This is a genomic window from Nostoc sp. ChiSLP03a, assembly GCF_034531215.2.
GTDB lineage: Bacteria > Cyanobacteriota > Cyanobacteriia > Cyanobacteriales > Nostocaceae > Nostoc.
In genome coordinates this window covers 1-12,982 of sequence record NZ_JAVRBQ020000109.1, presented here as the reverse complement: position 1 = coordinate 12,982, position 12,982 = coordinate 1, and the positions used below count along the sequence as shown (strand labels likewise).

Genomic DNA, 12,982 nt, shown 5'->3' with positions numbered 1-12,982 from the left:
CCCACAATCTGCACTTTCATTGCATCGGTTTACATCTTTGATGCGTCGGTTTGCACCTTGATTGCATCGACTTGCACTTTGATTGCATTGACTTGCACCTTTGTTGCATCGACTTGTACCTTGATTGCATCGGGTTGCACCTTTGATGCATTTACTTGCACCTTGATTGCATTGGTTTGTAAAAACTAACCTACACAAAAATGATTTAATTATGGTACTAGATATAACAAAACCAAAGGATTACATTGACCTAGCAGCTTCTCTATCCAAGGAACTTGCTCAATCCGCAGTTGAACGGGATGCTAAAGCTGGAGTTCCAGAAGAGGAAATTAATAAACTGCGTGAAAGTGGACTGCTACCACTGATTGTACCTAAGCAATATGGTGGCATTGGTGCAACTTGGATTGATGCTTTAAAAATTGTTAGAAAGCTATCAAAAGCAGATGGTTCAATTGGTCAGTTATATGGTAATCATCTCAACTTGACAGCTTTGGGTCACGTTTCCGGCACACCAGCCCAAAAAGAAAAATATTATCGAGAAACTGCTAAAAATAACTTATTTTGGGCAAATGCAATTAATACAAAGGATACTAGGCTGAAAATAAATCCAGAAGGTGAGAACTTTCGAGTTAATGGTGTTAAAAGCTTTGGTACAGGTATTTCCGTTGCCGATTACCGAGTATTCTCCGCTTTGGAAGATGGCGTAGAATTGCCTTTCATATTCATCATTCCCAAAGACAGAGAAGGGTTAGTTTCTAATCAAGATTGGGATAATATTGGGCAACGCCGCACTGATAGCGGTAGTTATACATTTAACAATGTTTTAGTAGAAAAAGATGAGATTTTGGGGCCACCAAATCCCTCTGATAGTGCCTTCTCAACTTTTCTTGGGATTATTGCCCAGCTAACAAAAACCAACGTTTATTTAGGAATTACTAAAGGAGCTTTCGCCGCCGCTCGTGAGTACACTAAAACTACTACACAGCCGTGGATTACATCAGGGGTAGATAGTGCTACTCAAGACCCATATATTCTGCATCATTACGGAGACTTTTGGGTGGAAATTCAAGCTGCGATCGCTCTAGCTGACCAAGCAGTTGAGAAGGTACAAGCAGCATGGGAGAAAGATGTAGAACTTACTCATCAAGAGAGGGGAGAAGTTGCGATCGCAGTTTCTGCGTCCAAGGCATTAGCTACCCGTGTAGGTATAGATATTACCAACCGCATTTTTGAAGTTACGGGAACACGCGCCACTGCAACTAAGTATGGATTTGACCGTTACTGGCGGGATTTGCGAACCTTTACCCTGCACGATCCTGTGGACTACAAATTGCGAGCGATCGGCGATTGGGTACTCAATGATGAATTACCCGTTATCACGCAATATTCTTAGCCAAAGACGCGATGAATCGCGTCTCTACAATCCAAAATCTAAAATACAAAATCTAAAATCTAATGACTCAACTAAAAACACTTCCTACCTACGACCCAAGTTTATTTGAGGGAGCTGCTGAGGGTTACGCTCAATATAGAACCAAATACCCACCGATTGTATTCGACAAACTAGCCGAAATATTTAATCTCAATGGTGAAGGACGACTCCTTGATTTAGGTACTGGCCCAGGATTAATTTCAATTGGTCTGCGTACCAAATTTGAGGAAGTTGTAGCGATCGATCCCGATCCCGACATGATTGCAGAAGCTAAACGGCAAGCAGCAGCAGTCGGAGCAAATAATATCACTTGGTTACAACAAGGCGCAGAATTCATCGACGCTAGTTTAGGAAAATTTAAGTTAGCCACTATCGGTAGAGCCTTCCACTGGATGGAACGCGAACTAGTACTTGAGAGCCTTTATGAATTGTTAACTGATGATGGTGCATTAGCACTGCTTCAGACTGGTGATAACCCTTGGGAAAGCAATCTACCTTGGAAGCAAGCTGCTGTTGGAGTAGTGAAAAAATGGCTAGGTGAAGAACGCCGGACTGGACAACGAGGACAAGGCATTCGTAAACCACTCGATCCTCCCCATGAAGTTGTAATTGGTAATTCAGCTTTTGCTCGTCAAGAAAACTATGAAGTGCTATTTGAAAAATCTTGGACTATCGATAGCTATCTCGGCTATTTATACACTACAGCCTTCTCTCTGAAAATTTTCTATGGTGATAACGCTCCAGCATTTGAAAAGGATCTTAGAGAAGCGCTACTAGCAGTTGAGCCGTCTGGAAATTTTACAGAAGAACTCAAAGCTACAATTTTAGTCGCTTGGAAACACTAACAAAATTGCACTCAAATTAAAACAGAGCTTCATTCACACATTTCAATCTTCCACTAGCATCCCCTTGGAGTGGGTCTTTCTCACTCCACTTCCTAACTTTTTCCTCCTAACTATTAAATTCTCAGTTCCTCGAGTCGTTTCAGGGTGGGTTATACCCACCTATTTCTTAATTTAATAGATAAGGTATTTTGAGTAAAAATATTTATTTTACTTATTAAATAACTTAATAAAAAAGATTTTTTGTTTTTTCACATAGCAATTAATCATCACGTTTCAACCACTTAGAGGGAAATCAATAAAACAACCCATGCCAGCTTTAAAAGGAAAGTTTGAATTTAGGAAAAACCAGAGAACAACACGTCGTTCGTTGTTGTTTGCTTTGGGCTACTGCTTAATGCTATCGACGGTCTTATCGAGTTGTGGTGAAGCCAAAAATAACACTCAGCAGTCATCAGCTTCCCCTAAGTCTGTAGCTGCATCTAGCACTACACAGAAGTCAACTGAGAAGCAAGTAGTGCGGATTGTACGTTCAAAACAACTTACTGCTTTAGCAATTTTAGAAAAACAGGGTTCCTTAGAAAAGCGATTAGAGCCTCTGGGTTTTAAAGTACAGTGGGCTGAGTTTGCGGCTGGACCACAACAACTAGAAGCCCTAAATGCCAATGGACTGGATATCGCATCTACAGCCGAATCGCCTCCTGTATTTTCACAAGCAGCCGGAGCGCCTCTTGTTTATCTAGCTACTACACGCCCCAGTGGTAAAGCTATTTCACTTTTAGTTCCTGTCAACTCTCCTGTTAAAAGTGTTGCCGATTTGAAGGGTAAAAAAGTAGCTTTTCAGAAAGCTTCTATCGGTCACTACTTATTAGTTAAAGCCTTAGAAGATGCCGGACTAAAACTGAGCGATGTCCAATCAGTTTTTTTAACGCCGCCAGATGCAAATGCAGCATTCAGTCAGAATAAGGTGGATGCTTGGTATATTTGGGAGCCATTTGCTACCAGAAATGTACAAAATAAAATAGCTCGTGTTTTAGCCGATGGTGAGAAGTTGCGGGATACTGGCAACTTTTATTCAACTTCACGCCAGTTTTATCAGGCTCATCCTGATGTTATCAAAGTGTTTCTAGAGGAGTTAGAAAAGGCAGAAATTTGGACTAAGGATCATCCCAAAGAAGTTGCACAACTGCTTGCTCCTGTAACTCAACTAGATCCACCAACTCTAGAAATAATGCATAAAAAATATGACTATGGGTTGCTACCAATCACCGATAAAACTATTACTAAGCAACAAGAAGTTGCAGATAAGTGGTACAGCTTAGGGCTTATCCCCAAGAAAGTAAATGTTAGAGACGGATTCCTGACACCTGAAGAGTACGCCAAAATTACTCCTTCAGAGGTTCTAGCGAATAAGTAGTTATCCCTAAAAAGAAACTAAAATTCAGGAGAATATTATGTCTACCTCGACTTTGACAAAGGTGAAAATTAGGTCTATTGATGCTCCTTTGGGAGCGATAGTTACCGATCTTGATGCCAGTCAAGCGATCGCACCTGAAGTCATCTTACAACTTAAAGCAGTTCTGCGCGATCGCCACATCTTAATCTTCAAAAATCAAAAGCTATCCGATGAACAACTTTTGAACTTTTCTCTATACTTTGGTGCGCTTTTTGTACCATCTGATGAAACTCCAGTATTGGCTTCTAAACCAGGAGAAACTCCGGTGGTGATTCCGATTTCCAATGTTGATGGTGGCTATACCGGTACTGGAGAACTCACTTTCCATTCCGATCACAAATGGACTCCTATCCCATCTAGTGGTTCACTTCTTTATGCGTTGGAAATACCAACTCATGGTGGAGATACTTATTGGTTAAATACCAATTTAGCCTATGAGGCATTAGATGAAGCCACCAAAGAACGGATTGCAGATTTACAGTTAATTACCTACAACCCATTTTTGCGAGATCGGAATGCACCCCGCTCTTTGTATCGTTTAGACAAAACTATTCCTTTAATTAGTCCGATCTTTCCCCATCCTTTAGTTAGAACCCATCCAGAGAGTGGGAAAAAGCATCTTTATTTAGATGCTGCCACAGAAGTGGAAATTGTCGGGTTAGAGCCGGAAGAAGGATCTAAACTGATTGAACAATTGAGGCAACATCTAACTCAACCCAAGTTCTACTACCAACACAAATGGTCTGTAGGCGATATTGTCTATTGGGATAATCAAGCTACCTTACATTACCGTCAAGCATTCGATCCGAATGAGCGACGAGTATTAAAGCGGGTTAGCCTTGCAGGTAGTCGTCCCTTTTAGGATTTATAGCTCAGAAGATTGAGTTGATGAGCGTTTAAATATACCTTTTATTGGTCAAAAGTCAAGAGTTATTCTGGACTTTTGACCAATAAAACTTGTCTACATATCATACTCTATGCTTGTAAATCAAAAATAGTAAAAATTATTTTTTTGGTTAAAAACAAGTGTTCATGAATACTTTATTTTTAGACCAACTTTGATAGACTCTAGACTGAAAATCAGAGTTGTTAGCACTCATTAAAAGCGCTAATACGGGAACTATTGAACTTAACTAAAAAAATATTATGAAGCTTTTCAAATCTTTGCAAAGGTTAAGTTTGTCTAGCAATAAACCTCTGCACTCAAAAATCAAAAATACCAAGATACTATGTGAATCTAGCCTAAATATTAAACTTATAGAAGCTAAATATAAAATTGAGCCGAAACATATATATTTATTAATTGCTGCTTGCACTTTCACTATACCAATGAGCATAGTTGGTTGTAGTCAAGAAACTAAAAATACTCAAAACCAACTATCCCCAATTAGTACACAATCTCAAAGTAAAACAGTCTCTAATACTCCCCAAAAACAAGAACTACGAGTTGTTTATTCTAAGCTTGGTTCTCTTGCAGTGATGAGAAAGCAAGGAACTCTAGAAAAAAGTTTGGCAGCAAAGAATTTTACTGTCAAGTGGCTAGAGTTTGCTGCTGGGCCACAAGCTTTAGAAGCGTTAAATGCTGGTTCTCTTGACATCGCAGCTACAGCTGAGTCACCACCTATATTTGCTCAAGCCGCAGGTACGCCTCTTGTGTATATTGCAACGACCCGATTTAATGGTAGAGGAGTTTCTTTTTTAGTACCAAAAAACTCTCTGATTAAAAGTGTTGCTGACTTTAAAGGCAAAAAAGTTTCTTTTCAAAAAGCTTCTATTGCCCACTATGTTTTGCTAAAAGCGTTGCAAAAAGAGGGACTAAAACTGAGTGATGTAAAATCTCTGTTTCTCCCACCTCCAGATGCAAATGTGGCTTTTAGTCAGGGAGGAATTGATGTTTGGGTAATTTGGGAACCTTACATTACTAGAAATGTCCAAAAAAATCTTGGTCGTGTATTAATAGATGGGCAAGGACTTCAGGATATTGGTATTTTTTATACTAGCTCACGTAAATTTGCTAAAGAGCATCCTGATATTCTCAAAGTTTTTCTAGAGGAGTTTATTAAAGCTGAAGATTGGTCGCAGAAAAATATTGATAAGTTAGCAGAACTTGAAACGAGTGACGTTGGTATCGATGTACCCACTCTCAAAACAATTCATAGTAAAGCAGTATATGGTCTGCTACCAATTACTGATGAAGTTGTTAAAAAACAACAACAAATAGCTGATTTATGGTATGCACAAGGGCTTTTACCAAAAAAGGTTAATGTCAAAGATGGAGTACTTACTCCAGAAGAATATGCAGCATTCACACCTGATTCAATTAAATCTAATAAGTAAAGAACTGTAATTAAGTTTAAGAAACTGAAAAAGTTACGTTATTAGCTAATGCTTTTAAATCAGCAGTTAATCAAAAAGTGAGGGGGAAATGTTTAATAATTTTGTGAAAAATAAGACAACAGTAATCAATAAAATAGCCTTATTTATAATCCCTGGTTTTGTGGCTTTATCTAGTACTTTAATAAGTTGTACGTCAAATGTATCTAACACAAATGCAGGAAGCGTTCCGAAAGCAGAGCCAGCAGGGGCTAAGACTATAACTTTTAAAACAAAGTTACTGCGAATAGGGTATCAAAGCTCTGGTGATTTAGTTAGAGTCAGAGGAGTTTTAGAAAAACGTTTGGAGCCTTTGGGCTTGAAAGTAGAGTGGTCACAATTTGCTCAAGGGCCACAACTTATGGAAGCAATGAATGTGGGCAAAATTGATATTGGCTCTGTTGGAGAAACGCCTCCCATCTTTGCTCAAGCTGCGGGTGCAAGAATCATCTATTTGGCTGGGAGAAGACTTGGGCCTAATTCAGGTAAAGGTAGTGCGATCGCAGTTCCGAAAAACTCTCCAATTAAAAAATTAGCTGATATTAAAGGTCAAAAAGTAGTCTTTCAAAAAGGTTCTGCTTCTCACTATTTTATCATCCAAGCCTTAAAAGAAGTAGGTTTAAAATATAGTGATATTCAAGTCTTAAGTATGCCCAATGTGGAAGCCCGTGGCGCATTTATTCAAGGCACTATTCCAGTTTGGGTAACTGGCGATCCTCATTTAGCTTTGGTAGAAAAACTCCACGGTGCTCGTGTGCTTAGAGATGCAACCAATATCGGTACTCCAGGCGGATACTATGTAGGAACACGAGAATTTGCTAAGGAAAATCCCGAATTAGTTCGCACCATTTTAGAAGAAATTGAGAAAAATGGTGAATGGGCAGAAGCGAATCGTAAAGAAGTAGCGAAACTCATAGCACCTGTACTCAAAATTGATCTACCTATTCAGGAAGTAATTTCTAGCCGTGCTACTTATCGTTTAAGAGGAATTACTCCAGAACTAATGCAAGCTCAACAAAATGTTGCTGATTTGTTCTATAACGAAAAAATATTACCCAAAAAAATTGATATTAAAGAAGCATTACTCACGCCTGAAGAATATGCAGCTATTACTCCACCAACACTGATAAGTGAAAAGTAGAGAATAATCAGATATGAAGTTTGCCTAACTTGAACAAGGGGCTTAACAATTTGCTCAACTAACTTGTTAAGCCTATTGTTTGGTTAAGTAAAAACCAAGGAAGGAACAAGCGATCGCAAATATTCTTACAGATATAGCAAGGGACTGGGGACTGGGGACTGGGGACTGGGTGAAAAGCCTTTTTGTGTCTAAGTTTTATCGTCTGTTGATGTCCTAACCACCTTGACTGTTGCTATATGATTTAAAACTGACAATTAGTTTTAGCTGTATCAAGTAATGGCGAACATATAGAAGCAGGTTTATTCAGCGATTAAGTTAGCGATCGCATCTACTAACTCGCTTGGCTCTACTGGTTTGGCTATATGCTTGTTAAATCCGGCTCTTAGTACTTGTTGAGCGTTCATTTCTCCAGCATAGGCGGTAAGGGCGATCGCGCGAATTTTTCCTCCCTGCTCTGGTGGCAGTGTTCTCAACTGTCGGATAAACATACATCCATCCACTTCTGGCATCCCAATATCACTTAAAAGTATATCTGGCAAGGATTGGGCTAAAGTAGCTAGGGCTTCATTTGCTGATGTTACTGCTGTCACATTTGCCCCATACTGCTCCAGTAAGAAGACAATAAATTCTCGCGTATCTGTATCATCATCCACTACTAAAATTTTCACACCATTCAAATTTGAAGATGGCTCAGAATTACTACTATCTTGTTTAATCTCTAATTGATTTTGGATTAACGGTAGTTTTACAGTAAAAGTTGCCCCCCGATCTTCGCCCCCACTTTCTACTTGGACTGTCCCACCATGCAATTCGACTAAGTGACGGACGATCGCTAATCCTAACCCCAATCCACCAAATTTTCTGGTGGTGCTGCTATTCTCTTGACGAAAATATTCAAACACGTAAGGCAGAAAATTGGGGTCGATGCCTTTCCCTGTGTCGCTGACTTGAATCAGTGCTGAGTTATGAGTGCTGGGTGCTGAGTTGACATTAGAATATGACGATAGTCGAATATCAACCCGTCCGCCCTCTGGTGTAAACTTAACTGCATTTGAGAGCAAGTTCCAAACGATTTGCTGCAATCGGTTGGAGTCACCCAAAACTTGCCCCAAATTTGGTTCTAGGCTGATGTGCATCTCTATTGACTTAGCTTCTGCCGATAGCCGCACTGTCTCTATTGCTGCCGAAATCACAGATGTCAGATCGACTGGGTAGATATTCAAGCTGATTTTACCTTGTAAAATCCGGGAGATATCCAGTAAGTCTTCAATCAGTTGAGCCTGTAACTTCGCATTTCGCTCAATAGTCTTCAGCGCTTGAGGAATTGTCTTTTCATCAAGTTTTTTGGTTTGGAGTAGCTTTGACCAACCTAAAATTGGGTTGAGTGGCGATCGCAATTCATGAGAAAGTACCGCCAAAAACTCATCTTTTATCCGGTTGGCGTTTTCTGCTGTTTTCCGGGCGGTTTGCTCTGCCTCGTATAGACGGGCACGTTCCATCGCTTGTGCGCACTGCTGTGCGAGTGCCAGCATAAAGGCTCGATCGTCTTGATTAAACTTCTGAATTTCGGTAAAAGCTAGAGACATTCCCCCAATAGCTTGTCCTTCAATCAGCAATGGAATCGAAATCCAAGCGTTGTAGTTGGACTGAGCATATTCCTTGGCAAGATTTGAGTAACGAGCAATCCTCGCTTCGGTTGGCTCTTCCCAAATAGGCTGCTTAGTTCTGACTGCTTCTGCCAGTGGCGCGGATGCATTAATCGAGAATCGACGCCATGAATCTATTATTTCTTGTTGCCCGCCAACAGTGCGGATAAGTTCTAATTCAGTGCCGCTTTCAGTCAGTAGTGCCACAAAAACAGAACTAGCTCCCAAAGCTGCAATACCTTGCTCTACAATTACTTCAACAACTTGTGTCGCAGTTAAAGATTCAGAAAGAGCAGCGGTAATGGCTTGCAGACGGGTAGTGCGAGATGCTGCGCGTAAAGCCGCCTGTTGAGATTGCTGGGCTTCTCTGTAGAGTCGGGCATTATCAACTGCGATCGCCGCTCGGCCAGCTAATTCCTCAGCTAACATCAGGCTTTTGTTATCGTATAAACGACCTGAAGAAGATACCAAAGTTATAGCACCCAGCACTCGTCCTCGAAGGATCAGCGGTACGCTCATCCCAGATGTTGGATTTAGTTCTTGCAGGACTTTGAAGTGATTAGCGTTGTGGGTTAACCCTTGGAGCTGTTCCTCAGAAATAAAATGAGTAATTTGTGATTTGCCTGTCCGTATTACCTTCGCAACACCTGCTGTTTGTGCCAAATCAGGCGGATAATTTTGTAACTGTTCTACCAATTCTTGCTTCTCTGGATTGGCATGGGCTGTTGCAAGTCGGCGAACTAATTGATTGTCACCAATAATATCAACTAAGCACCAATCAGCGATTTCCGGCACTGCTAAACGCGCCAAACCTGCTAGGGTTGTTTCGTAGTCCAAAGATGCAGCCAAAATCCCACTAGCTTCAGCTAAGAAACGCTGCTCCTCTTCCACTTGTTTGCGCTTAGTGATATCTCGCGAAGACCCTTGCATCTCTAAAATTTCTTGAGTTTGGCGATCGCGAATAGCTCGAATAGTTGCTTCCAACCAGATATAATGCCCGTCTTTGTGACGAGCGCGGTGAGTAACGGTATAAATATCTGGTAAATCGGCATTGACTGGGTAATTCTTGGCAATCTCTGCCAAATCTTCTGGGTGAACTAACTCCTGGCTGGGATGACCGACTAGTTCCTCTGGTTGATATCCCAATACTGTGTAGCAAGCTGGTGAAACATACAGAAGAATTCCATCTACTGTGTGGCGGGAAATAATATCAGTTGAATTCTCAGCCAGCAGCCGAAAACACGCCTCACTCTCACGCAGTTTTGCCTCTGCCTGCTTGCGTAGATTAACGTTACGGAAATAAAGTGATAACCCTGTGGCTGAAGGATAGGCACGAACCGCAAACCATGTATCAAAGGGTGGGTAATAATCTTCAAGCTCAAGCGGCATTCCTAGAGCAACTGCGCTGAGATAAAGTTGACCAAAGCTAGTATTAGCCAGTTCTGGAAACTCTGACCACAAATTTTTTCCGAGCAGATCCTCGCAGGAACGCCCCAAAGTTCTGCTTCCCTCATGATTGAGATAGGTAAAGCGCCACTCACGATCAAAGGCAAGAAAGCCGTCAGTTATGCTCTCTAAAATCTTGGTAACTTGCTCTTTGGCAGTTTCAGCCTCAACACGAGCCGCTTGCTCTCGCTCAAACAGCTGTTCCCGCTCGGCTTCTGCTTGCTTGCGCTCCGTGATTTCTTGGCAGATTGCACCCACCCAAGTAATATCACTTGGTAGTTTAATCGGATAATAATTTACCAACCAGTGCCGCTGCTTTCCAGGTGCGGCGGGTGTCTCTCCACTGGCCTCTTGGGTAATAGGTTCTCCCGTCTCGATCGCATGGTGTAAAGCTTCCATCACCGCAGGATCTACTCCAGGTAGCACTTGAGCGACGGTCTTACCGATATGCGCTTCTTGGGGAAAACCGTTAATCTCAGCTAAAGCGTCATTCAAGCGAACGTATCTCAATTTCTCATCCCATAGACCAATACCTACAGGGGCGTTATTAAAGAGGGTATCAAGTAGAACGTTAGCTTCAACCAAACGAGTCTGCTCTGTTTTCAGTAGCGCCAACAGTTGCTCGCGTTCTGCCTCAGCTTGCTTGCGTTCGCTGATATCCACGCACATTCCTACCCATTCCTGAATTTCGCCTGATTCGTCAAGTATAGGCACACCGCGTATAGCCATGTCACGGTATTCGCCGTCATGCCGCAAAACGCGATACTCGGCAACTGCAACGCTGCGCCCAAAAAAGGCTTGTCTCCAAATAGCAGCTACAGATGTCCGGTCATCTGAGTGTAGTGCCTCAAACCAACCCCATCCTTTGTATTGTTCGGGACTTTGCCCAGTGAACGCCTCCCAAGTCGGAATCTCGTCAACAACGTTGCCCCAAGGCCCGGCGCTCCAGACGATGGATGCACTTGCTTCTGCCAGTGAGCGGTAGCGTGCTTCACTATGACGCAGATTTTCTTCTACTTGCTGCTGTTCATCCAAATCTTGTCGCAAATCTGTAACCTCTCGAGCTTTCAGGTTATCAATTAAATCTTTAAGTAAGTCGGCACAATAAACCAAATTATATGAAGAAAAATTAACTAGGCTAAAACTCTCTTCCCTCCTGCCCGATCTCAACGATAAATGTTTCCACCCACCTACTTAACAATGGTATAATTTTCCTCTCCAATCGAGACACCTGGAATTTCAAAAATCTGACGATATTTTTCCTCCGTTTCTGGCAATAGTGACGAGCTTCGCTGCTGCTCAATGAACTGACCAATTTGAGTGGCGATCGCACTCTCATCATTTTGAGTAAATTGGTGTCAGGTTCTAAAATTTGAGCGCTGAAAAATTCGATGTTCAGCAACAGCCCGGTGCAGTTCAGTGTAGAGTAGGCCATTAACTGTGTCAGGAAACTCCCAAATACTCTTGCCTAAGAAGTCTTCCTTATTTATGTTAGCTAATTCAGCTAGCTTGTCATTAAGTAGGTGTAGCACCATTAGAGACGCGATTAACCCAAGTCTTTCCAAGAGTTAGAAGTTATAAATTCTCCCCCTGCTCCCCTGCTCCCCTACCTCCTGCCTTATTTCAACAATAAATTTTCCCACCCACCTACTTAAATATTGGAATATAGCATCTGCGATAACTTTGACTCCATTTATCTCCGGCTATAGACCTTGTAAGTTGGTGATTATGTATTACATCAACTATGATGCAAGCTATTTAAGCTAGTAATAGAATTGTTTCAATTCAGGGGATAAGAATATGAAGGTTTGGCTTGCTTGCTTTTTAGTGTTGTTTGCCTTAGCAGAACTGTTTGACTGGTTGCAAGAGTTTAATCTGCCGTTACCTATCTATATTTTGGGTGGCGCTTTTTTAGCTGTTGCTTCTAACTATGATAAAATTGTCGGCTCCTATTTTGCAGATTCCAGCATTGAAGCATCACTTGAACAACCTCAGTTAGATTCACTAACTCCATCTACTAATCCGATTTCTTTCCCAATTAGCAATTCTGTTGAAGATGTTCCAACATCTCAAACAGATGATTAGGGCTTGTCTAATTCTATGGTTGACGCTGGGCGTAAGCTTGCTTTAAAAGTAGGAATACGTCAAAATCTCTAACTAACAAGTAAATTGTTACATTAATAGGAGCTTTAGGTTAATTAGCTTTTAACCTAGATTCCCAAAATTGACTTCTGTGCCGACAACATCTACCCAATTCAGGCTACCGCCTCGACGCCGTGATTAGTGGACTATTAGAAAAACTCCGCGTACCTTTTGTCAAAGTTCAGGATTCCCGTGAAACTTCTAAGAGCAAAAGTTGGCTACAAATTATTTTTGTTACCAGTATAGGAGTTACTGCCTTTATCTGGGGAATTCGGGAACTCAAATGGTTACAGCCTTGGGAGTTAAGAGTTTATGACCAGATGTTGCGATCGCGTCCATCAGAAGCACCCGATCGGCGGATTGTGCTAGTAAAAATTACTGATAACGATCTCAAACGCGAGAAATGGCCTCTATCAGATCGGACAATCAATCAGCTATTAAAGAAAATAGAGTCTTATCAACCGCGAATTGTTGGTTTATATCTTTTCCGACCAGAAGACAATA

Annotated in this window: 10 protein-coding genes; 8 read left to right on the top strand and 2 right to left on the bottom strand. The window is 41.4% G+C overall.

Features of this window, described 5'->3' with window-relative positions; translation table 11 throughout:
- Nucleotides 1–29: 29 nt before the first annotated feature.
- A complete protein-coding gene (locus RMY32_RS18270; protein ID WP_322714288.1) occupies nt 30–161 on the bottom strand; it encodes a hypothetical protein in 132 nt (43 codons plus the stop codon).
- Nucleotides 162–211: 50 nt separating this feature from the next.
- Here RMY32_RS18270 and RMY32_RS18265 point away from each other — a divergent pair, with 50 nt between their 5' ends.
- The 6 genes from RMY32_RS18265 to RMY32_RS18240 all read left to right on the top strand — a co-directional run bounded on the left by RMY32_RS18265 (nt 212) and on the right by RMY32_RS18240 (nt 7,244).
- On the top strand, nt 212–1,393 hold the full coding sequence (locus RMY32_RS18265) for an acyl-CoA dehydrogenase family protein (protein WP_322714287.1): 1,182 nt from the start codon (nt 212–214) through the stop codon (nt 1,391–1,393).
- Between the two features lie 62 nt (nt 1,394–1,455).
- The gene (locus RMY32_RS18260; protein ID WP_322714286.1) at nt 1,456–2,277 is read left to right on the top strand and encodes a class I SAM-dependent methyltransferase; all 822 of its coding nucleotides are present in this window, start codon (nt 1,456–1,458) and stop codon (nt 2,275–2,277) included.
- 307 nt (nt 2,278–2,584) lie between these two features.
- Nucleotides 2,585–3,691, top strand: a complete 1,107-nt coding sequence (locus RMY32_RS18255) for an aliphatic sulfonate ABC transporter substrate-binding protein (RefSeq protein ID WP_322714285.1) — start codon at nt 2,585–2,587, stop codon at nt 3,689–3,691.
- A gap of 37 nt (nt 3,692–3,728) precedes the next feature.
- Entirely contained in the window at nt 3,729–4,592 is an 864-nt protein-coding gene (locus RMY32_RS18250) for a TauD/TfdA family dioxygenase (RefSeq protein WP_322714284.1), read from the top strand.
- 284 nt (nt 4,593–4,876) lie between these two features.
- Nucleotides 4,877–6,067: an aliphatic sulfonate ABC transporter substrate-binding protein gene (locus RMY32_RS18245; RefSeq protein WP_322714283.1), complete on the top strand. Its 1,191-nt coding sequence runs from the start codon at nt 4,877–4,879 to the stop codon at nt 6,065–6,067.
- An 88-nt stretch (nt 6,068–6,155) separates the two neighbouring features.
- Nucleotides 6,156–7,244, top strand: coding sequence for a sulfonate ABC transporter substrate-binding protein (locus RMY32_RS18240; protein WP_322714282.1), 1,089 nt, complete (start codon nt 6,156–6,158; stop codon nt 7,242–7,244).
- A 299-nt stretch (nt 7,245–7,543) separates the two neighbouring features.
- Here the strand turns inward: RMY32_RS18240 and RMY32_RS18235 are convergent, their stop codons facing one another.
- On the bottom strand, nt 7,544–11,383 hold the full coding sequence (locus RMY32_RS18235; RefSeq protein ID WP_322714281.1) for a PAS domain S-box protein: 3,840 nt from the start codon (nt 11,381–11,383) through the stop codon (nt 7,544–7,546).
- Nucleotides 11,384–12,136: 753 nt separating this feature from the next.
- Here RMY32_RS18235 and RMY32_RS18230 point away from each other — a divergent pair.
- Nucleotides 12,137–12,421: a hypothetical protein gene (locus RMY32_RS18230; RefSeq protein WP_322714280.1), complete on the top strand. Its 285-nt coding sequence runs from the start codon at nt 12,137–12,139 to the stop codon at nt 12,419–12,421.
- Nucleotides 12,422–12,612: 191 nt separating this feature from the next.
- Nucleotides 12,613–12,982, top strand: a 370-nt coding sequence (locus tag RMY32_RS18225; protein WP_322714279.1) for a CHASE2 domain-containing protein, incomplete at its 3' end; no start/stop codon positions are given.